Genomic DNA, 22,728 nt, shown 5'->3' with positions numbered 1-22,728 from the left:
CCGTACAGGGATAATCCTCATGCTGGAAAACCGCTGGGAAGGCATCGACGAATTCGTCGCCGTGGCTGAATGCTGCCAATTCACGGCGGCAGCGGAGCGTCTCGGGGTTTCGTCCTCCCATATCAGCCGCCAGGTGGCACGGCTGGAAGAGCGACTGCAAACGCGACTGCTGTATCGCAGTACCCGTCGGGTGACGCTGACGGAGGCCGGCCAGACGTTTTTGCAGCACTGCCAGCGCCTGCAGGATGGCCGCGAGGAGGCCCTGCGCGCCGTGGGCGACCTGGCAAGCGAGCCCAAAGGCATGCTGCGCATGACCTGCGCAGTGGCATATGGCGAACGGTTTATCGTGCCGCTGGTAACGCGCTTCATGGGGCTGTATCCGCAACTGCGGGTGGACGTGGAACTGAGCAACCGCCAACTGGACCTGGTGCATGAAGGCCTGGACCTGGCCATCCGCCTGGGGCGGCTTTCCGACTCACGCATGGTGGCCAGCCGCCTGGCGCCACGACGCATGTACCTCTGCGCATCGCCCTCCTACCTTGAACGGTATGGTCGCCCACACAGCCTGTCGGAATTGAGCCGGCATAACTGCCTGATCGGCAGCTCCGACATCTGGCAACTGGAGCAGGACGGGCGGGAATTTTCCCAACGCGTACAGGGCAATTGGCGCTGCAACAGTGGGCAAGCGGTGCTCGATGCCGCGTTACAAGGTGTGGGGTTGTGTCAGTTGCCCGACTACTACGTGCTGGAGCATCTGAACAGCGGCGCCCTGGTGTCGTTGCTTGAGGCTCACCAGCCGCCGAATACCGCCGTGTGGGCGCTGTATCCGCAACAGCGTCATCTGTCGCCAAAAGTGCGAAAGCTAGTGGATTTCCTTAAGGACGGGCTTGCTAAAAACCCGGTGTACACCCCCAGATAAGTAACACCCGACCAGTACCCGCTTGCCTGCAAATACCCGCAGTTTCCACTGCCACAAGGCAAGCAGATGAGCACTAACACCCCGCAGATCCAACGCACCAACCACTTTATTCACAAAGTACTGGCCGACTTCCCGGTTCCCGGCGAAATTGCCGCCAACCTGATTCGCGAACGGGCCCAGCCGTTCTGCAGCGAAGAACTGGACCCGGACAACACCCTGCTGACCACAATCGAATACAACACCGACAACCCCGACGCGCCATTCACCGGCGCGATTGTGCAGTCAATGACGTTGACCGAGGCGCTGATCACCAATGCGCCAGTGGCCCCCGGCGGGCTGGTCAACATCACCGAGTACTCCATGACCGCGCCGTATTTCAACATCGTTCCCGAGTTGCCGCGCCTGATGGATAACCGGATCCCGGCGGTATTCAACGACGAGTTCATCACCAGCGGCTGGATCCCCCCGCAACGTTATGAAGCCATTTACCTGCGCAGCCTGCCGCAGGTGTATGGCCCGGATACACAGCTGGACATCTCGCCTCAAACCTTTCGCGTCGCCGTGCAATCGAGCAATTTTGAAGAGGCTTACAACAATGCCATCCTGGCTTTCTGGGACAAGCATCAGGAAAACTATAAAACCCTGATGCGCATCGCCTTTATCGAGGCCTACCTGATTCAGTTCGAAGAGTTCAGCCTTACCGTTGAAGAGCGCCAACTGGCAGCACGGGCGGCCGGCGTAGCGGTCGAGAAAGACTTCAGCAACCTGACCCTCGAGGACATGCAGGCGCCCTACGTCCCGGACGCCGGCATCTCTCTGCGGCTGCTGCGTATTCACAACAGCGAAGCCACCGACATCCTCACCATCACCGACAACCAGAGCCAAATCACCCTGCTCTACATTCCGGGCAACTCGTCGCCCTTCCACGGCTATACCAATCCGGCCTCCATGCGCGCAAAGGTGGTGAGCGTGGCCAAAGATGCCACTCAGCGCAAAGCCCTGACCAACCATTTCGACCCCGACACCGTCGACTCCGGCCTGATCTACAGCGGTGTCGAGGAAGCGTTGATCGGCATGAGCGCTTTTCCCGGCCCGGCCCCGGCGTCCGGGCTGTTCAACAAACTGCTGCCGGACGCCTATTGGGATCCCGCGCAATACATCAACAACCCCATGTACCCGCCACTCAGCGGCGACCCGTTCGACTACGTGACTCGCCAGGTGAAAGCACGCATCAGCAAGCTGATGGCGAGCACCATCGTGTCCCCCCTCGACACCCGCAAGGCCAACACCCTCGACAGCCTGGAAAAAGGCTGCCTGCTGGCACTCCCCCTGGCACTGGCAATGCGCTCGGCACTGTTGGCGGAATTCTGCTTTCTGACCCAAGGCCTCACCGAGATGGCGATTGGCGCCGACGACGTGCTCAGAGACAAACCAAAAGGTACGGAACGCATCATCTTCGGCGCCCTGAATGCGATGCCGGTGACGATTCACGGCCTCACGACCCAGGCAGCCAGCCTCAACAGCCTGCGCAGGCAACTGGGCAAGGCGTCCAGAGAGAGCAACGGCAACATCAAAGTCAGTATCACCACCACCGGCTCAACGCCTGCAACAGATGAGGGATGGGCACCGGCCAAACTGCCCCCGCCGGCGCCCACAGGCCTGCAGACCGTAAAGATCAACGGCGACCCGTTCTTGACCTACAGCACTCCCAATGAGGGCGGTTTTTTCGAACTGTTCATGACCGATCCTGTGCTCCCCGGAAAAATCCAGGCGACCGGGCTCTACGCCATACAAAGTGCCGACCGGCGATGGCGGCGCGTCGGACTGAGCGGAGGCGGTGCGTTTCGCAATGGCTGGCAACGTATCTACCGGTTTTTTGGCGGCCCCGACCATTCCACCTTTTTCAACGCCTATGAAATGCCGGCACCGTTGCGCGATGCCGTGGCGAACATGATGAGCGACAACAATTCGTTCTCCGCAGACTTCGAACCCCTTGGAAGCCGGCAACAAGCGCTACGGGATACCCGCAACCTGTTCTTTGAAAAGAGAGGTAAATTGGCCCAGGACTCCACCGAGTTTTTTAATAACCGAACGCTCTCCCCTCTCCGGCCGGTACTACCGACGTTCAGCCTCGACGAATCCCAGACCAGCATCATCCACAAACTGTTCGGTGCAAGCGATGGCCTGGTGGTGGGCGAAACCCACGGCGCGGTGTCAAGCAAGGCGTTTCTGGTCGATAACATGCAGGAGCTGGCGCGAGTCGGGGTAAAGCGGATCTATTTCGAGCATTTGCTGACGGACATTCATACGCCGTTGCTCAAGCTGTTCTACCGTTCCCGGTCGGCGCGCATGCCCGATGAGCTGAAAAATTACCTGAAGGGCATCTACCCACCTTTGCGCGATAGCTATTACACGTTTCAAAATATCGTAATCAAAGCCAGGGAGGCCGGCATCAAGGTACAACCCATCGATTGCACCGTCAGTTACATGATCCGGGACATGCCAGATACCGCTGGCACACTTCGTCAGCGAATGATGAATTTCTACGCAACCGAAGTGATTCAATGGATCCAGACCACCAAGCGCCATCCGGGAAAGTGGATCGCATTCGTGGGTGACAGCCATACCAACAATTATCGGGGAGTCCCGGGGCTGGCAGAGTTGACGGGCAGCATCGGTCTGCGGATAGAGGATGTCCGGCCCGGGCTACAGCAGGGGATTATGGCTGATCCGGGGCAGACCTCCAGCATGGGAATCGGCCGGGGCGAGGCGACGGTCAAGGCGAATTTTGTATTGCGGGTTGATACCGCGTCATTGCGCAGGCCAGCCCAAGAAACGCCGGGGCCGTCACACAGCCTGGTGCTGAAGACACCTGAGACACAACTGACAAAACCAGCGCAGTTCCTGCTCTCGGCGGCCACGCCCACAACGTCGGCGCAGATTCTCTACCGGTCCCGGCGGGGCAACATCCAGACCATCACGATCAATCAAACCGGCGCGCTCTTTTCAATCAGCGTGCCGGGCTGGTCGATCGATCAGAAACATTTCCGCAGTGTGCAGGCCTTGGTTGATGCACTGAAAGCCCGGCCCGGTGTGGAGCAGGTAGCCGGCTGAATCATCTGGGCTGGCTGGCTCGGCGCTGGCGCAGCCATTCAAGGTCCTCGGGGCGAGTGACCTTGATATTGTCGGAACGGCCTTCGATCAGGCGCGGCGCGTGCCCGGCCCATTCCATGGCGGAGGCTTCGTCGGTGATGACCACGTCCGACACCAGGCTGTCGGCCAGGGCCCGATGCAGGGCGCCCAGGCGAAACATCTGCGGTGTGTAGGCCTGCCAGATTTCGCTGCGATCAACGGTTTCCAGCACCCGGCCATGCTTGTCGGCACGCTTGAGGGTATCCCGCGCAGGCACCGCCAGCAGACCGCCGACGGGATCGTTGGCGAGCTCAAACAGCAGTTTGTCGAGGTCGTCGCGATTGAGGTTGGGCCGGGCCGCATCGTGCACCAGCACCCAGTCATCATCGCCGGCGCCCTGGCCATGCAGGTACAGCAAGGCGTTAAGTACAGAACCCGAGCGCTCTTCACCGCCGTCCACACGCACGATGCGCGGGTCGGTGGCGCAGGCCAGGGTTGGCCAGTAAGGGTCGTCGACAGCAACACTGACCACCAGCCCCTTGAGGTCAGGGTGGTCGAGGAAACAGCCAAGGCTGTGTTCAAGAATAGTCCGGCCGCCCAGTTGCAGGTACTGCTTGGGACGGTCCGCAGCCATACGGGCACCAACGCCCGCGGCAGGAATCACGGCCCAGAAGGCCGGTGACGAAATACTCATTGGGCCAACTGGTAGAGGGTCTCGCCCTCCTTGACCATGCCCAACTCGTGACGAGCCCGTTCTTCAACGGTCTCCATGCCTTTCTTCAGTTCAAGTACTTCGGCATCGAGCACGCGATTGCGCTCCAGCAGCACCTCGTTTTCGGCGTGCTGTGCGGCAATTTGCTGGGTCAGTTCGGTGACCTGCGCCAAGCTGCCATTCCCCACCCAAAGGCGGTACTGCAGGCCAGCCAGCAGCAAGAGCAAGACGAGGAACAACCAATTGGGACTGCGCATCGAATATCGGGTATCCAGTGAAAAAAGACAGCCATGCAAAACTTTTGCAGCAACTGATAGCACGAAGCCTGGAAAAACCAGGCTCGTGCTTGTTAGTCATGAGATTAGCGTCGAAATTCACGCTGTCGTGATTTTTCCGACGTAATCCGCTGACCTTTTACCATTTAACAATCAGCCGCGAAACTCGCTGCGACCGTTGTATTTGGCTTTGCCGCCCAGTTGCTCTTCGATACGCAGCAATTGGTTGTACTTGGAAACGCGATCGGAACGGCACAGGGAACCGGTCTTGATCTGCCCGGCCGAAGTGCCCACGGCCAGGTCGGCAATGGTCGAATCTTCGGTTTCGCCGGAGCGGTGGGAGATCACGGCGGTGTAGCCCGCTGCCTTGGCCATCTGGATGGCTTCCAGGGTTTCGGTCAGGGTGCCGATCTGGTTGAACTTGATCAGGATCGAGTTGGCGATCTTTTTGTCGATGCCTTCTTTCAGGATCTTGGTGTTGGTCACGAACAGGTCGTCGCCCACCAGTTGGATTTTCTCGCCGATCTTGTCGGTGAGGATTTTCCAGCCAGCCCAGTCGGACTCGTCCAGGCCATCTTCAACGGAGATGATCGGGTAGCGTTCAGTCAGGCCCTTCAGGTAGTCGGCAAAACCTTCGGAGGTGAACACGTGGCCTTCACCGGACAGGTTGTACTTGCCGTCTTCGTAGAATTCGCTGGCCGCGCAGTCCAGGGCCAGGGTCACGTCGGTGCCCAGCTTGTAGCCAGCGTTGGCCACGGCTTCGGAGATCACTTTCAGTGCATCTTCGTTGGACGCCAGGTTCGGTGCGAAACCACCTTCGTCACCCACCGCAGTGCTCAGGCCACGGGCCTTCAGCACAGCCTTGAGGTGGTGGAAAATCTCGGTGCCCATGCGCAGGCCTTCGGAGAAGGTCTTGGCGCCAACCGGCTGCACCATGAATTCCTGGATGTCGACGTTGTTATCGGCGTGCTCGCCACCGTTGATGATGTTCATCATCGGCACCGGCATCGAGTAGACACCCGGAGTGCCGTTCAGGTTGGCGATGTGGGCGTACAGCGGCAGGTCCTGGTCCTGTGCAGCGGCCTTGGCAGCGGCCAGGGACACGGCGAGGATGGCGTTGGCGCCCAGGCTGCCTTTGTTTTCGGTACCGTCGAGCTTGATCATCGCGTGATCGAGGGCTTTCTGGTCAAGCGGGTCCTTGCCCAGCAGCAGGTCACGGATCGGGCCATTGATGTTGGCGACTGCCTTGAGTACACCCTTGCCCAGGTAACGGCTCTTGTCGCCATCACGCAGTTCCAGCGCTTCGCGGGAACCTGTGGAAGCACCGGACGGCGCGCAGGCGCTGCCGATGATGCCGTTATCGAGAAGCACGTCGGCTTCGACGGTAGGGTTGCCACGGGAGTCGAGAACTTCACGACCTTTGATGTCGACGATTTTTGCCATTGTTGTAAACACTCCAAAGTTGACGAAAACGCTCTATACCGCTCGATTTAACTTGTCGCGCACATTGCTGCTTTGTAGGAGCCGGCTTGCCGGCGATGGCGTTTTTGAGGATGCCATCGCCGGCAAGCCGGCTCCTACAGAATTAGGTTCGCCGATATTACGCGGTTTCGACGACTGGAAAACTCTTGACCAGGTCGTCCAACTGCTTCAACTGGGCCAGGAATGGCTCAAGCTTGTCCAGGCGCAGGGCGCATGGGCCGTCGCACTTGGCGTTGTCCGGATCCGGGTGGGCTTCCAGGAACAGGCCCGCCAGGGACTGGCTGATGCCGGCCTTGGCCAGGTCCAGTACCTGGGCACGGCGCCCGCCAGCGGAATCGGCACGACCACCGGGCATTTGCAGCGCGTGGGTCACGTCGAAGAACACCGGGTATTCGAACTGTTTCATGATGCCGAAACCGAGCATGTCCACCACGAGGTTGTTGTAGCCGAAGCTCGAACCACGCTCGCAGAGGATCAACTGGTCGTTACCCGCTTCCACGCACTTGTTCAGGATGTGTTTCATTTCCTGGGGCGCGAGGAACTGGGCCTTCTTGATATTGATCACAGCGCCGGTCTTGGCCATGGCGACCACGAGGTCGGTCTGGCGCGACAGGAAGGCCGGCAGCTGGATGATGTCGCACACCTCGGCGACCACGGCAGCCTGTTCCGGCTCGTGGACGTCGGTGATGATCGGCACGCCGAAGGCTTGCTTGATGTCCTGGAAGATCCGCATGCCTTCTTCAAGGCCCGGGCCGCGGTAGGAGGTCACGGACGAACGGTTGGCCTTGTCGAAGCTGGCCTTGAACACGTAAGGGATACCGAGTTTCTCGGTCACCTTCACGTACTCTTCGCAGACCTGCATCGCCATGTCGCGGCTTTCCAGCACGTTCATGCCGCCGAACAGCACCATGGGCTTGTCGTTGGCAATCTCGATGTCGCCTACGCGAATGATCTTCTGGGCCATCAGGTTTACGCCTTCTTCTGATGTTGCGTCAGTGCTGCTTTGACGAAGCCGCTGAACAACGGGTGACCGTCGCGCGGGGTCGATGTGAACTCCGGGTGGAACTGGCACGCCACGAACCATGGATGATCCGGTGCTTCAACCACTTCAACCAGCGCGCCATCACCTGAACGACCGGAGATTTTCAGGCCGGCTTCCATGATTTTCGGCAGCAGGTTGTTGTTCACTTCATAGCGGTGACGGTGACGCTCGACGATCACGTCCTTGCCGTAGCAATCGTGAACCAGCGAGCCCGGCTCCAGCAGGCAATCCTGCGCGCCGAGGCGCATGGTGCCGCCCAGGTCGGAGGTTTCGGTACGGGTTTCGACGGCGCCGGTGGCATCTTCCCACTCGGTGATCAGGCCCACGACCGGGTGGCCGCTGGTGCGATCGAACTCGGTGGAGTTGGCGTCTTTCCAGCCCATCACGTTACGGGCGAACTCGATGACCGCCACTTGCATGCCCAGGCAGATGCCCAGGTACGGCACCTTGTTCTCACGAGCGTACTGGACGGCAGTGATCTTGCCTTCCACGCCACGCAGGCCGAAGCCGCCCGGAACCAGGATGGCGTCAACGCCTTCCAGCAGCGCAGTGCCCTGGTTCTCGATGTCTTCGGAGTCGATGTAGCGCAGGTTGACCTTGGTACGGTTGCTGATGCCCGCGTGGCTCATCGCTTCGATCAGCGACTTGTAGGCGTCCAGCAGTTCCATGTACTTGCCGACCATGGCGATGGTGACTTCATGCTCAGGGTTGAGCTTGGCGTCGACCACGGCTTCCCACTCGGACAGATCGGCGCCGCCACACTGCAGGCCGAAACGCTCGACAACAAAGTCATCCAGGCCCTGGGAATGCAGGATGCCCGGGATCTTGTAGATGGTGTCGGCGTCTTCCAGGGCGATCACCGCACGTTCTTCAACGTTGGTGAACTGGGCGATCTTGCGACGGGACGCGATGTCGATCGCGTGGTCGGAGCGGCATACCAGCACGTCCGGCTGCAGGCCGATGGAACGCAGTTCCTTGACCGAGTGCTGGGTAGGCTTGGTTTTGGTTTCGCCGGCGGTGGCGATGTACGGCACCAGTGTCAGGTGCATCAGCATCGCGCGCTTGGCTCCGACTTCGAAACGCAACTGGCGGATGGCTTCGAGGAACGGCTGGGATTCGATGTCACCCACGGTGCCACCGATCTCGACCATTGCCACGTCGGCATCGCCTGCACCCTTGATGATGCGGCGCTTGATTTCGTCGGTGATGTGCGGGATCACCTGGATGGTTGCACCCAGGTAGTCACCACGGCGCTCCTTGCGCAGCACGTGCTCGTAGACACGGCCGGTGGTGAAGTTGTTGTTCTGGGTCATGGTCGTGCGGATGAACCGCTCGTAGTGGCCCAGGTCCAGGTCGGTCTCGGCGCCGTCGTGGGTGACGAACACTTCACCGTGCTGGAACGGGCTCATGGTGCCCGGGTCAACGTTGATGTACGGGTCCAGCTTGAGCATGGTGACCTTAAGTCCCCGCGCCTCCAGGATGGCCGCCAATGAAGCGGAGGCAATGCCTTTCCCCAATGAAGAAACAACACCGCCCGTGACGAATATGTAGCGCGTCATGAAAAACCCTAGAAGTCTGCGTTAAAGCGGTCCGAGCCGCCGGGGAAAGCGAAGGAAGGCCGAAGCCCCCGATCACCTGCATTAATCACAGTGCACCTTTCAAAAAAACCGCCGCGTTGTGACAGACCAGCAATGAAACACCGGTACGTTGATCGCTACACATTTTTTGGAATCGCCCAGCAAAGACTGCTTGGTAATCGGCAACTCCTGCGATTCAGGCGAATCCACAGAAGTTGTATCAAGAAGGGAGCGTAGTCTACCGGAAAGGCTCTATCAGCTCAAACCTTGATCGCAGGTTGGTGGTATCCAATGTAATTGCCAGCCGGTACCGCCACCTGTCGCAAGCCCCGGCAGGTTGGCCACAGCCAGCAATTGTTGGCCCTGATACAGCAGCGGCAATCTGCCACGGATGAAGCCTGGTATTGCACTTTCGTTAAGCAACCGCTTCAGGTCTCGCCGGCCCCGGCCTGGCAATTCCATGATTTCGCCGCCCTGGCGATAACGGATGCTCAAGGGGCTCTCAGGTGCGCTGCCACTGAAATGCAGTTGGCCGTTACCGGGTAACTGTAGTGGGTTTTGCGGGTGTGACCAGTTCACCGGCGCGTCAGAAAATTCCGACCAACTGGCGGGTAACCACCAGATCTGCCCGGCACAGCGGTGCAATTCACCGTCGGCCAGGCGCCACAGGGGCTGTGCGTCTTCCCTGGCGTCGCGCAAGGTCGACCAACCGGCCCAGTGTTCGCTGTCGGGCAAGCGTGTCAGCGGTGTCAGCCAGTGCATGAGTGCGTTGCGCTGGCGGGCCTCGGAGAGCGCGGCAAGCGGCTCAAGGGTCAGCGAGGGCAACGCCAGCCAGGGAAACGCCGAGAGTCGGCTCGCGGCAAGCAGGTCCATTTGTGCCAGTTCGTCGAGCAGGCCCTGGGCTTCGCTCAAGTGTTCGGCGCTGCGGGCCATGGTGCTGACGGCCTGAGGCCAACGCTTGGCAAGCTGCGGGAAAACATGGTGGCGCAGGTAATTGCGCGAGAAACGCGGATCGGCGTTGGACGGGTCTTCGATCCAGGTTAAGTCCTGCTCGCGGGCGTAGGCTTCCAGATCGGCGCGGGATACCGCCAGCAAGGGGCGAACCAGATATCCGCCCGCCAACGGACGTTGCGCGGGCATTGCCGCCAGCCCACGTACACCAGCCCCACGTAACAAGCGAAACAGCAAGGTTTCGGCCTGATCGTCGCGGTGCTGGCCGGTGATCAGCAACTCCCCTGCCCCGGTGACCTCGGCAAACGCCTGATACCGCGCCTCACGGGCGGCACGCTCCAGGCTTGCGCCTTGTTGCACCTGCACACGGATCACCCGCAGGGGCACGCCCAGGGCGTCACACACGGCCTGGCAATGAGCCGGCCACGCGTCAGCCGCAGCTTGCAGCCCATGATGAACATGCAGCGCACTGAGTGGCGGAAGTTTGTCAGTTTTGGCCAGAGTGGCCAGAAGGTGCAGCAGGACGGTGGAGTCGAGACCGCCGGAGAACGCGATATGCCAGGCCGGGGCGTTGCGCCAGGGGGGAAGGGTTTGCAGAAGTTTGGCGGTTAAGGTGGGCTTCATAGCAAAGAACGCCATCAATCTGGAATGCGACAACCCAGCATACACAAAGCAAATGTGGGAGCTGGCTTGTGTGGGAGCCGGGCTTGCCCGCGATGCAAACAACTAGGTTTATCTATTGCACCGAGTTGATGCCATCGCAGGCAAGCCAGCTCCCACACAAGCCCGCTCCCACATTTAATACGGCGTCGACTTAGAGACCGTAGCTCATCAGTCGCTCGTAACGACGGGCCAGCAGCGCCTCGTTGTCGAACTTCTTGAGCATCGCCAGTTGCGAGCCGAGTTCGGCACGAATGGTCGCGGCCGCGGCAGCCGGGTCACGGTGGGCGCCGCCCAATGGCTCGGCGATCACTTTGTCCACGATGCCCAGGCCTTTCAGGCGATCAGCGGTGATGCCCATGGCTTCGGCAGCGTCCGGTGCTTTCTCGGCGGTTTTCCACAGGATCGAGGCGCAACCTTCCGGCGAGATCACCGCATAGGTCGAATATTGCAGCATGTTCAGCTGGTCGCAGACGCCAATGGCCAGTGCGCCGCCGGAACCGCCTTCACCGATCACGGTCGCGATGATCGGCGTCTTCAGACGCGCCATCACCCGCAGGTTCCAGGCAATCGCCTCGCTCTGGTTGCGCTCTTCAGCGTCGATACCTGGGTAGGCGCCCGGGGTGTCGATGAAGGTCAGGATCGGCATCTTGAAGCGCTCGGCCATTTCCATCAGGCGGCAAGCCTTGCGGTAGCCTTCGGGGCGCGGCATGCCGAAGTTGCGGCGAACCTTCTCGCGCACTTCACGGCCTTTCTGGTGACCGATCACCATCACCGGCTGGTCGTCCAGGCGGGCGATACCGCCCACGATGGCCGCGTCGTCGGAGAAATGACGGTCGCCGTGCAGCTCATCGAACTCGGTGAAGATGTGTTCGATGTAGTCCAGGGTGTACGGACGGCGCGGGTGGCGGGCCAGGCGCGCGATCTGCCAGCTGGTCAGCTTGCCGAAGATGTCTTCGGTGAGCGTGCTGCTCTTGTCTTGCAGGCGAGCGATTTCATCGCCGATATTCAGCGAATTGTCATTGCCGACCAGGCGCAGTTCTTCGATCTTGGCTTGCAGGTCAGCGATCGGCTGTTCGAAATCAAGAAAATTCGGGTTCATAAGCGTCCGTCTTGGGTCGACGGCCAGGGAGTGCCTGGCCAGCCGGTTGTCTATTCGCGCCCTACCTTAAGGGAGAGGCGTGTTTAGGTCGAGATTAAATATTGGGTCGAGATCAGGCGTTCTTGGTACCGCCTGACCCATCAACGGTATTGGAGGAAGACGTTGTCACGCCCGAACTGGTCACGCAATGCTTGAATCAAGCCATCAGCGGGATCAATTCGCCACGTCTCACCAAACTGCAACATCGCCTTGGCATCGTCGCGGGTGTATTCCATGGTCACCGGGCAGGCGCCACGGTGGCGTTTAAGCAAGTCGCCCAACCAGCGTAGCTGATCGCCTTTGAGCGCATCGGTCTTGACCTTCAGGCGCAGGCTTTCGGCCAGGTTGGTGCGGGCATCTTCCATGCTCATCACGCGTTTGATCCGCAGGCGCAGGCCGCCGGAGAAGTCGTCGTTGCTGACCTCCCCTTCCACCACCACCATGGCGTCGGTCTGCAGCAGCGACTGGGCGGAGTGGAACGCATCGGCGAACAACGAAGCTTCGATCCGGCCCGAGCGGTCGTCAAGGGTGATGAACCCCATCTTGTCGCCCTTTTTGTTCTTCATCACCCGCAGGGCGATGATCATACCCGCGACGGTCTGGGTATCCCGCGCCGGCTTCAGGTCGATGATGCGCTGACGGGCGAACCGCCGGATCTCACCTTCGTACTCATCAATCGGGTGACCGGTGAGGTACAGGCCCAGGGTGTCTTTCTCGCCCTTGAGGCGTTCCTTGAGGGTCAGGTCCTTGGCCTTGCGATGGTTGGCGTAGACGTCGGCGTCTGCTTCGACGAACAGCCCGCCAAACAGGTCGGCGTGGCCACTGTCGTGGGTGCGGGCAGTCTGCTCGGCAGCCTTGATCGCTTCTTCCATGGCAGTCAGCAACACCGCGCGGTTGCGGTCGATGTTGGCCTGGTATGCCTTCGGCTCATCATGGAAGTACGGGCCCAGGCGATCCAGGGCGCCGCTGCGAATCAGGCCGTCCAGGGTACGTTTGTTGATGCGCTTGAGGTCGACCCGGGCGCAGAAGTCGAACAGGTCCTTGAACGGCCCGTCCTGGCGCGCTTCGGTAATCGCCTCCACCGGGCCTTCGCCCACGCCCTTGATCGCGCCGAGGCCATAAATGATGCGGCCTTCGTCGTTCACCGTGAACTTGAACTCGGAGGTGTTCACGTCCGGCGCGTCGAGGCGCAGCTTCATGGTGCGCACTTCCTCGATCAAGGTCACGACCTTGTCGGTGTTGTGCATATCCGCAGACAGTACCGCGGCCATGAACGGCGCCGGGTAGTGAGCCTTCAGCCACGCGGTCTGGTAGGAAACCAGGCCATAGGCGGCGGAGTGGGACTTGTTGAAGCCGTAACCGGCGAATTTCTCCACCAGGTCGAAGATGTTACCGGCAAGGTCAGCGTCGATATTGTTGGTGGCGCAACCTTCAATGAAACCGCCGCGCTGCTTGGCCATTTCCTCGGGTTTTTTCTTACCCATGGCCCGACGCAGCATGTCGGCGCCACCCAGGGTGTAGCCGGCCATCACCTGGGCAATCTGCATCACCTGTTCTTGATACAGGATGATGCCGTAGGTCGGTGCCAGTACGGGCTTGAGCCCTTCGTACTGGTAATCGGAGTGCGGGTAAGCCAGTTCGGCACGCCCGTGCTTACGGTTGATGAAGTCATCCACCATGCCCGATTGCAGCGGGCCCGGACGGAACAGGGCCACCAGTGCGATCAAGTCTTCCAGGCAGTCGGGCTTGAGCTTTTTGATCAGCTCTTTCATGCCGCGGGATTCAAGCTGGAACACGGCCGTGGTTTCGGCTTTTTGCAGCAACTGGTACGTCGGCTTGTCGTCCAGCGGGATAAACGCGATATCCAGCGGCGGCTCATCGATCTTGGCGCGCTCGCGGTTGATGGTCTTCAGCGCCCAGTCGATGATCGTCAGGGTACGCAGGCCGAGGAAGTCGAACTTCACCAGGCCGGCCGCCTCCACGTCGTCCTTGTCGAACTGGGTTACCAGGCCGTCGCCTTCTTCATCGCAATAGATCGGCGAAAAGTCCGTCAGCTTGGTAGGAGCGATTACTACACCACCGGCGTGTTTACCGACGTTCCGCACCACGCCTTCAAGTTTGCGCGCCATGTCCCAGATTTCAGCCGCTTCTTCATCGACCTTGATGAAGTCCCGCAGGATTTCTTCTTGCTCGTAGGCTTTTTCCAGGGTCATGCCGACTTCAAACGGGATCATCTTCGACAGGCGGTCAGCCAGGCCGTAGGACTTGCCCTGCACCCGGGCCACGTCGCGGATTACCGCTTTGGCCGCCATGGAACCGAAGGTGATGATCTGGCTTACAGCGTTGCGACCGTACTTCTCGGCTACGTATTCGATTACCCGGTCGCGACCGTCCATGCAGAAGTCGACGTCGAAGTCGGGCATCGATACCCGTTCCGGGTTAAGGAACCGTTCGAACAGCAGGTCATATTCCAGCGGGTCGAGGTCGGTGATCTTCTGCACATAGGCCACCAGCGACCCGGCACCCGATCCACGGCCTGGGCCCACCGGCACGCCGTTGCTTTTGGCCCACTGGATAAAGTCCATTACGATCAGGAAGTAACCGGGGAACCCCATCTGGATGATGATATCCAGCTCGAAATTCAGCCGATCGACGTAGACCTGGCGCTTGGCTTCATAATCTTCAGTGGTGTCCTTGGGCAGCAGGACGCTCAGGCGCTCCTCCAGACCGTCGAAGGATACCTTGCGGAAATACTCGTCGATGGTCATGCCATCGGGAATCGGGAAGTTGGGCAGAAAGTGCTTGCCCAGCTTCACTTCAATATTGCAGCGCTTGGCGATTTCGACGGAGTTTTCCAGGGCCTCGGGGAGGTCGCTGAACAACTCGGCCATTTCATCGGCGCTTTTGAGGTACTGCTCTTCGCTGTAGTTTTTCGAGCGGCGCGGATCGTCCAGCGCCCGGCCTTCGCCAATACAGACGCGAGTTTCGTGGGCCTCGAAGTCTTCCTTCTTGATAAAGCGCACATCGTTGGTCGCCACCAGCGGCGCGCCGAGCTTTTCAGCCAGGGCCACGGCGGCGTGCAACTGCTCTTCATCATTGGGGCGATTGGTGCGCTGGATTTCCAGGTAGAAGCGGTCGGGGAACACGTCCATCCATTCACGGGCGAGCACTTCGGCCTCGTGAGGATTGCCGCCCAACAACGCGATACCGATTTCACCCTCTTTGGCCGCCGAGAGCATGATCAGCCCTTCGCTGGCTTCGGCCACCCATTCACGCTCGATGATGATCGAGCCGTTGCGCTGGCCGTCGATAAAACCGCGGGAAATCAGTTCGGTGAGGTTGCGATAACCAACGCCGTTCATCGCCAGCAGGCTGATGCGGCTCAGTGGGTTATCGGGGTCTTTGTTGGACAGCCACAGGTCGGCGCCGCAGATCGGCTTGATGCCGGCGCCCATGGCGGCCTTGTAGAACTTGACCAGGGAACACATGTTGTTCTGGTCGGTCACCGCCACGGCGGGCATGTTCATGCCCACCAGGGTCTTGACCAGGGGTTTGATCCGTACCAGGCCGTCGACCAGGGAGTATTCAGTGTGCAGGCGCAGGTGAACGAATGAAGCCGGCATAGTGATCCTGTCTAAAAACGTGGAGACAACAAGGCCCGGATTGTACCGGGCCTTGGCAAAAACATCAGCCTTGCTGCTAAACCTCGATCAGGCTTTCCCGCGCCTCGTAAGCCTGGCGAACCGGGGCGAACGAGCGTCGGTGGATCGGGGTCGGGCCAAGACGAGCCAGAGCTTCCAGATGAACGGGCGTCGGGTAGCCCTTATGTCCACCCATCCCGTAGCCGGGATAGATCAATTCGAACGCTGCCATTTCACGATCACGGCTGACTTTGGCGAGGATCGAGGCGGCGGCAATCGCCGGCACCTTGCTGTCACCCTTGACCACCGCTTCCGCCGGCATGGTCAGCTTGGGGCAGCGGTTGCCGTCGATCATCGCCATTTTTGGCGTGATGTGCAGGCCCTCAATGGCGCGCTGCATGGCCAGCATGGTGGCGTGCAGGATATTCAATTTGTCGATTTCTTCGACTTCAGCCCGGGCGATGTGCCAGCTCAGGGCTTTCTCACAGATCTCGTCAAAGAGCTTTTCGCGACGGGCTTCGGTGAGTTTCTTCGAGTCGTTGAGGCCGAGGATCGGGCGGTTCGGATCGAGAATCACCGCGGCCGTGACGACCGCGCCACACAGCGGGCCACGACCGACTTCGTCAACACCGGCCACCAGATCAAGGGCATCGGCTACTAGGCTGAAATCCAGGCCCATCTGCGTCTTCATAGGGCTTCCTGTTTATGGCCGATCAAGGTCAGCACCGCATCCGCCGCCTGGTTCGACGCATCGCGGCGCAAGGTACGGTGAATCTCGTCGAAACCACGGGTCTGTTCTTCGCCGCCGTCGATCAGCGGGAAAAGGGTTTGTGCCAGGGCTTCAGGCGTCGCATCGTCCTGCAGCAATTCGGGTACCAGCAGACGCTGGGCCAGCAAATTGGGCAGGGAGATGTAGGGGCTTTTGACCATACGCTTGAGAATCCAGTAGGTCAGCGGCGCCAGGCGATAGGCCACGACCATCGGGCGCTTGTAGAGCAAGGCCTCCAGGGTCGCGGTGCCGGAGGCGATCAACACTGCATCGCACGCCGCCAGGGCCAGGTGCGAGCCGCCGTCGAGCAGGGTCAACGGCAAGTTGCGCCCTACCAACAATTCTTCAATTTGCACACGGCGCTGAGGGCTCGCGCACGGCAATACGAAGCGTACGCCCGGCTTCAAGGCTTGCAGGCGTTCGGCGGCATCAAAAAACAGTGCGCCAAGACGACCGACTTCACCGCCACGGCTACCCGGCATCAAGGCCACCAACGGCCCGTCAGGCAAGCCCAGCTCGGCGCGAGCGGCAGCGCGGTCGGCCTGGAGCGGAATGGTGTCGGCCAGGGTATGGCCGACAAACCGCACCGGTACGCCCTTCTCTTCGTAGAACCGGGCCTCGAACGGCAGCAGGGTCAGCATCAGGTCGCAGCCTTCGCGGATCTTCAGCACGCGCTTTTGCCGCCACGCCCACACGGACGGGCTGACGTAATGCACGGTCTTGATCCCGGCCTGACGCAACTTGAGTTCGATATTGAGGGTGAAGTCCGGAGCGTCGATTCCGATAAAGACGTCGGGCTTTTCTTCGATCAGGGTCTGGATCAGTTTCTTGCGGCGGGCCAGCAGCTCGCGCAAGCGGCCCAGTACCTCCACCAGCCCCATGACCGACAAGCGTTCCATGGGAAAGTAGGACGTCAGGCCTTCAGCCTGCATCAGCGGACCGCCGACACCGATGAATTCAACCGCAGGATGCTGGGCCTTGAGGGCTCGCATCAGGCCTGCACCGAGAATATCGCCGGAAGCTTCTCCGGCCACCAACGCTATACGCAGCTTGGCCATGATCAGCGGGTGATGCCGCGAGTCGACGACTGGATCGAGTCACGGAATGTCGCAACTTCGGGAAACAGCGCGGCCGGCTCCGTCAGTTCGGTCAAGGCCTGGTCCACCGTCAGCCCCTGGCGGTAAACCACTTTGTAGGCACGGCGCAGGGCATGGATCGCGTCTTCGCTGAAGCCACGACGGCGCATGCCTTCGAAGTTCATGCTGCGGGCTTCTGCCGGGTTGCCGAATACCGTGACAAACGCCGGAACGTCCTTGCCAATCGCGGTACCCATGCCTGAAAAACTATGGGCGCCGATATGGCAGTACTGATGCACCAGGGTGAAGCCGGACAGGATCGCCCAGTCATCAACGTGCACGTGGCCAGCCAACGCAGTGTTGTTGACCAGGATGCAGTGGTTGCCGATCACGCTGTCATGGCCGATGTGCGCATAGGCCATCACCAGGTTGTGATCGCCCAGGGTGGTCTCTGCGCGGTCCTGGACGGTGCCGCGGTGAATGGTCACGCCTTCACGGATGATGTTGTGATCACCGATTACCAGGCGCGTTTCTTCACCCTTGTACTTCATGTCCGGGGTGTCTTCGCCTATCGATGAAAACTGATAGATGCGGTTGTGTTTGCCAATCCGCGTCGGGCCTTTGAGGATCACGTGCGGCCCGATGACTGTCCCCTCGCCGATTTCCACACCTGCGCCGACGATCGACCAAGGGCCGACCTCAACGTCGGCGGCCAACACGGCCGTCGGATCGATGATTGCGCGAGGGTCAATCAAACTCATAGTTTGCGTTCCGCACAGATGATTTCAGCCGAGCACACCGGCTTGCCGTCGACCGAGGCCTGGCATTCGAACTTCCAGATCTGGCGCTTGCAGCTGATGAACTTGGCTTCCAGGATCAACTGATCGCCCGGGGTGACCGGGTTGCGGAAGCGCAGTTTGTCGGAGCCCACGAAATAGTAAAGCGTGCCATCGGCAGGCTTCAGGTCGAGCATTTTGAAACCAAGGATACCGGCAGCCTGGGCCATTGCTTCGATGATCAAGACGCCTGGCATGATGGGATGCGCAGGGAAGTGACCGTTGAAGAACGGTTCGTTGATGCTGACATTCTTGTAGGCACGAATGCGCTTTTCCTCAACATTGAGGTCCGTCACCCGGTCCACCAGCAGGAACGGATAACGGTGAGGCAGGTATTCGCGAATCTCGTTGATGTCCATCATTTCGGGGGGAAGCCTGTAATAAAGATTGGGAGCGTGCGGACTAAGGCACGCCCCTCTAGCAAATCAAGGAGGCAGTCTAGCGGCTGTGCACACTTGATATGGAAATGGTATCAGCCATCTGATGAAGCATTACCGCCAGGGGTCACGTCCCCAACACGCTTTTCCAGATGTTTCAGGCGCCGAGCGATGTCGTCGAGCTGCCTCAGACGCGCCGCGCTCTTGCGCCATTCGGCCGCAGGCTGCATGGCCGTACCGGATGAATAGGCCCCAGGTTCGGTAATCGAATGGGTCACCATGGTCATGCCGGTGATGAATACGTTGTCGCACACTTCGATATGACCTACCAGGCCAACACCGCCGGCGAGCATGCAATGCTTGCCAATCTTGGTGCTACCGGAAATCCCTACGCAGGCTGCCATGGCAGTGTGATCGCCAATCTGCACGTTGTGAGCGATCTGAATCTGGTTATCCAGTTTCACGCCGTTACCTATGACGGTATCGGCCAAGGCGCCGCGGTCAACAGCGGTATTGACGCCAATTTCAACGTCATCGCCGATCAACACGCCGCCCACCTGGGCAATCTTGTTCCATACACCTTTCGAATTGGCGAAGCCGAAGCCCTCGCCACCGATCACGGCACCCGACTGAATCACTACACGTTCGCCAATGCGTACGTCGTGGTACAAAGTCACACGCGGGGCCAGCCAGCCACCGGCACCAATCTCGCTACGGGCACCGATAAAGCTTTGCGCGCCGATCGTCACGTCCGCCCCGATGCGCGCACCACTTTCGATCACCACAAAAGCACCGATGCTCGCGGCAGGATCGACCTGCGCGTCATCGGCGATCACCGCCGTAGGATGGATACCGGCAGCAGCCTTGGGTTTTGGATCGAACAGGTGCGAAACCCGGGCATACGCCAGGTACGGGTCGGCAACAACCAACGCATCCCCTACAAACCCTTCGGCATCAGCGGCCTTCAGCAACACGGCTGCGGCACGGCTGTCGCCCAGGTATTTACGGTATTGGGGGTTTGCCAGGAAGCTCAACTGAGCTGGGCCAGCCTCCTGCAAGGTGGCTAGCCCAGTGATTTCCTTCTCCGGGGAGCCACGCAAGGTGGCCCCCAGGAACTCGGCCAATTGACCGAGCTTGATAGTCGCAGTCATGGCTTACTTCAGCTGATTCATGCGCTCGATCACCTGACGGGTGATGTCGTACTGAGGTTTAACGTCGATGACGGCACCGCGTTCGAATACCAGGTCAAAGGCACCTTTCTTGATGACTTCTTCCACAGCGCTGTCGAGTTTCGGCTTGAGCTGCTTGAGCATTTCACGGTCAGCAACAGCTTTGGCTTCGTTCAGCTCCTTGGACTGGAACTGGTAGTCACGGGCCTTTTGCTTGAATTCAAGCTCCAGACGCTCGCGCTCGCCTTGCTGCATCTTGTCGCCACCGGCTACCAGACGGTCCTGGATGCCCTTGGCGCTGCTTTCCAGAGTTTTCAGCTTGGTCAGTTGCGGACCGAATTTCTTCTCGGCATCCACGGCGTATTTCTTGGCCGCATCGGATTCCAGCAAAGCCATCTGATAGTTCAGAACAGCAATCTTCATTTCGGCAAAGGCCGGGGTCGCTACCAGGACAGTCGCCAGGAGAACCAATTGAGTCAACTTACGCACGATGCACTCCTACAGAATCCGTTGTCGTTATCTTGGGTCAGACGCTTAGAACGTCTGGCCGAGGGAGAATTGGAAAATCTGGGTTTCAGCGTTATCCGGTTTCTTGATCGGCATGGCCAGAGCAAAGCTCAACGGGCCCAGCGCCGTCACCCAGGTCACGCCCACACCGACAGAACTCGCCAGGTTGCTCAGACTTACGTCGTTGCACTGCGTGTTGGACTTCGAGCCATTCGGGTTGGTGACCTGTTCGCACTTGGAGTCGAACACGTTACCCACATCCCAGAAGACCGAAGTACGCAGGGAACGTTGATCTTTCACGAATGGCAGCGGGAACAGGATCTCCGCACCACCCTGGATCAGAACGTTACCACCGAATGGCAGCGGGTCGTTGTCCGAGTCAGCCACAGTACCTTGGTTACCGGTCACACCCACGCCACGGCTTGGAGTACCACGAGGACCCAGGGTGCTGTCCTTGAAGCCACGTACCGAGTTGAAACCACCAGCATAGTAGTTCTCATAGAACGGCAAGCCGCTGGTCGAACCATAACCATCGCCATAACCCAGCTCGGTGTGCAGGCGCATGGTGTAGTTTTCGCTCAATGGCTGGAACAACTGACCACGGTAGTCGAGCTTGAAGAACGACAGGTCGCTGCCCGGCGTGGTTGCTTCCAGAGTCAGGCTCTGGGAATGGCCACGGGTTGCCAGTACACCTTTGTTCAGGGTCGATTCCGACCAGCCGGCCGAAGCCTTGAAGTTCAGGAACTGGTCGCCTTCTTTACGCACGAAGTTGAAGATCTCATCCACGGTGTACACACCGGTCTTGATCTTGTCTTGTTGCGCAGTCAGGCCGAAGGTCAGACGCGAGGTCTCACTGATCGGGTAACCAATGTTGGCGCCAACACCCAGGCTGTCGATTGCATAGCTTGCAACGTCGACGTCGAGGTCTTTGTAGTCGGTTGTGCGGTAGAAGGCGTTGTAGCCCAGGCTCACACCGTCAGCAGTCCAGTAGGGGTCGACATAACCGAAGTTATAGCGGCTCTGGTATTCGCTTCGGGTCAGGCCGATGGAAACCTTGTTACCGGTACCGAGGAAGTTGTTCTGGGTGATCGAACCACCGAGGATCAGGCCGGCACTCTGGGCGAAACCGACACTGGCGGTAATCGAACCGGAAGCCTGCTCTTCTACGGCGTAGTTCACGTCAACCTGGTCATCCACACCCGGTACAGCCGGGGTTTCGACGTTGACTTCTTTAAAGAAGCCCAGACGCTCAAGGCGAACCTTGGACTGGTCGATCAGGTAAGTCGACGCCCAGCCACCTTCCATCTGACGCATTTCACGGCGCAGCACTTCGTCGGCAGACTTGGTGTTGCCACGGAAGTTGATGCGGTTCACGTAGGCGCGCTTGCCCGGATCGACGACGAAGGTGATGTCCACAGTGTGGTCTTCATCATGCGGGGTCGGTACGCCGTTGACGTTGGCGAAGGTATAGCCTTCGTTACCCAGGCGACGGGTGATCAGTTCAGACGTGGTGGTCATCAGCTTGCGCGAGAACACCTGGTCTTTCTGCACCAGCAACAGGGACTTGACCTGGTCTTCAGGCACTTTCAAGTCGCCGCTGAGCTTGACGTCACGAACCTTGTACTTCTCGCCTTCGTTGACGTTGACAGTGATATAGACGTGCTTCTTGTCCGGGGTGATGGACACCTGGGTCGAAGCAATATCCATGTTGATATAGCCACGGTCCAGGTAGTAGGAACGCAGGCGCTCCAAGTCACCGGACAGTTTTTCACGAGCGTACTTGTCATCGTTCTTGAAGAACGACAGCCAGTTGGTGGTCTTGAGCTCGAACAGGTCGATCAGGTCATCATCGGAGAACTTGGTGTTACCCACCACGTTGATGTGCTGGATGGCCGCCACGGTGCCTTCGTTGATGTTCACCTTCAGGCCGACGCGGTTACGCGGCTGCGGCACGACCTCGGTCTCGACAGTAGCCGAGTAACGGCCCTGCGCGACGTACTGGCGTTGCAGCTCGTTACGTACGCCTTCGAGGGTGGCACGCTGGAAGATCTCGCCTTCGGCAAGGCCCGATTGCTTCAGGCCTTTCATCAAGTCTTCAGTGGAGATCGCCTTGTTGCCTTCGATCTCGATACTGGCGACAGACGGCCGCTCGACGACAGTGATGACGAGGACGTTACCTTCGCGACCCAGTTGGATATCTTGAAAGAACCCGGTTTTGAACAGCGCACGAGTGGATTCCACCAGGCGACGGTCATCAGCCTGTTCCCCGACGTTCAACGGCAAGGCACCAAAGACGCTACCCGCGGAAACCCGCTGGAGGCCGTTGACGCGAATATCGGAGATGGTGAAGGACTCGGCGTGAACTTCGGCGATCATCAATACGGTGAGAACCGCAGTTAGCAGCAGACGTTTCATGAAGTCCTTTCTTATTCCAACTGGCAATAAACAAACTGCCGCAAAAT

17 protein-coding genes are annotated in these 22,728 nt (G+C 59.6%); 2 read left to right on the top strand and 15 right to left on the bottom strand.

All coding sequences use genetic code 11. The annotated features are described in order from the left end of the window. Positions 1-19: 19 nt before the first annotated feature. A complete protein-coding gene (locus tag HX875_RS04605) occupies positions 20-919 on the top strand; it encodes a LysR substrate-binding domain-containing protein (protein WP_177042045.1) in 900 nt (299 codons plus the stop codon). 66 nt (positions 920-985) lie between these two features. Beyond that, complete coding sequence (locus HX875_RS04600) at positions 986-4,033, top strand: membrane-targeted effector domain-containing toxin (protein ID WP_177042043.1); 3,048 nt, start codon at positions 986-988, stop codon at positions 4,031-4,033. A 1-nt stretch (position 4,034) separates the two neighbouring features. On the opposite strand, the gene ispD is transcribed toward HX875_RS04600, so the two are convergent. The 15 genes from ispD to bamA form a co-directional block, all read right to left on the bottom strand. Beyond that, complete coding sequence (ispD, locus tag HX875_RS04595) at positions 4,035-4,745, bottom strand: 2-C-methyl-D-erythritol 4-phosphate cytidylyltransferase (RefSeq protein WP_177042041.1); 711 nt, start codon at positions 4,743-4,745, stop codon at positions 4,035-4,037. Continuing rightward, entirely contained in the window at positions 4,742-5,020 is a 279-nt protein-coding gene (gene ftsB, locus HX875_RS04590) for a cell division protein FtsB (RefSeq protein WP_003219292.1), read from the bottom strand. Before ftsB ends, ispD begins: the two co-directional genes overlap by 4 nt. 171 nt (positions 5,021-5,191) lie before the next feature. Beyond that, entirely contained in the window at positions 5,192-6,481 is a 1,290-nt protein-coding gene (eno, locus tag HX875_RS04585) for a phosphopyruvate hydratase (RefSeq protein WP_177042039.1), read from the bottom strand. A gap of 157 nt (positions 6,482-6,638) precedes the next feature. Continuing rightward, positions 6,639-7,484, bottom strand: coding sequence for a 3-deoxy-8-phosphooctulonate synthase (gene kdsA, locus HX875_RS04580; protein ID WP_177042037.1), 846 nt, complete (start codon positions 7,482-7,484; stop codon positions 6,639-6,641). Positions 7,485-7,489: 5 nt separating this feature from the next. Continuing rightward, positions 7,490-9,121, bottom strand: a complete 1,632-nt coding sequence (locus tag HX875_RS04575) for a CTP synthase (protein WP_076015820.1) — start codon at positions 9,119-9,121, stop codon at positions 7,490-7,492. A gap of 273 nt (positions 9,122-9,394) precedes the next feature. After that, positions 9,395-10,714, bottom strand: coding sequence for a tRNA lysidine(34) synthetase TilS (gene tilS / locus HX875_RS04570; RefSeq protein ID WP_177042035.1), 1,320 nt, complete (start codon positions 10,712-10,714; stop codon positions 9,395-9,397). A gap of 190 nt (positions 10,715-10,904) precedes the next feature. Then, positions 10,905-11,852, bottom strand: a complete 948-nt coding sequence (locus tag HX875_RS04565; RefSeq protein WP_177042033.1) for an acetyl-CoA carboxylase carboxyltransferase subunit alpha — start codon at positions 11,850-11,852, stop codon at positions 10,905-10,907. Positions 11,853-11,992: 140 nt separating this feature from the next. After that, positions 11,993-15,514, bottom strand: a complete 3,522-nt coding sequence (gene dnaE / locus HX875_RS04560) for a DNA polymerase III subunit alpha (protein WP_177042031.1) — start codon at positions 15,512-15,514, stop codon at positions 11,993-11,995. Between the two features lie 76 nt (positions 15,515-15,590). After that, complete coding sequence (gene rnhB, locus HX875_RS04555) at positions 15,591-16,223, bottom strand: ribonuclease HII (protein WP_177042029.1); 633 nt, start codon at positions 16,221-16,223, stop codon at positions 15,591-15,593. After that, positions 16,220-17,359 carry a lipid-A-disaccharide synthase gene (lpxB, locus tag HX875_RS04550; protein WP_177042027.1) on the bottom strand — a complete coding sequence of 380 codons (1,140 nt, stop codon included), beginning with the start codon at positions 17,357-17,359 and terminating at the stop codon, positions 16,220-16,222. Before lpxB ends, rnhB begins: the two co-directional genes overlap by 4 nt. Positions 17,360-17,361: 2 nt before the next feature. Continuing rightward, entirely contained in the window at positions 17,362-18,138 is a 777-nt protein-coding gene (gene lpxA, locus HX875_RS04545; protein ID WP_177042025.1) for an acyl-ACP--UDP-N-acetylglucosamine O-acyltransferase, read from the bottom strand. Continuing rightward, positions 18,135-18,575, bottom strand: a complete 441-nt coding sequence (fabZ, locus tag HX875_RS04540) for a 3-hydroxyacyl-ACP dehydratase FabZ (protein WP_003219309.1) — start codon at positions 18,573-18,575, stop codon at positions 18,135-18,137. The genes lpxA and fabZ overlap by 4 nt, the downstream gene beginning before the upstream one ends. A 110-nt stretch (positions 18,576-18,685) precedes the next feature. Then, positions 18,686-19,741 (bottom strand): UDP-3-O-(3-hydroxymyristoyl)glucosamine N-acyltransferase, encoded by a 1,056-nt coding sequence (gene lpxD, locus HX875_RS04535; RefSeq protein ID WP_177042023.1) that lies wholly within the window; start codon positions 19,739-19,741, stop codon positions 18,686-18,688. A 3-nt stretch (positions 19,742-19,744) separates the two neighbouring features. Beyond that, entirely contained in the window at positions 19,745-20,248 is a 504-nt protein-coding gene (locus HX875_RS04530) for an OmpH family outer membrane protein (protein ID WP_003219314.1), read from the bottom strand. Positions 20,249-20,293: 45 nt separating this feature from the next. After that, positions 20,294-22,681, bottom strand: a complete 2,388-nt coding sequence (bamA, locus tag HX875_RS04525) for an outer membrane protein assembly factor BamA (RefSeq protein ID WP_177042021.1) — start codon at positions 22,679-22,681, stop codon at positions 20,294-20,296. Positions 22,682-22,728: the final 47 nt, after the last annotated feature.

Source organism: Pseudomonas yamanorum (genome assembly GCF_013386765.1).
Taxonomy (GTDB): Bacteria; Pseudomonadota; Gammaproteobacteria; order Pseudomonadales; family Pseudomonadaceae; genus Aquipseudomonas; species Aquipseudomonas yamanorum_A.
The sequence above is the reverse complement of the archived record's forward strand: the minus strand, read 5'-3'. Positions and strand labels throughout refer to the sequence as shown.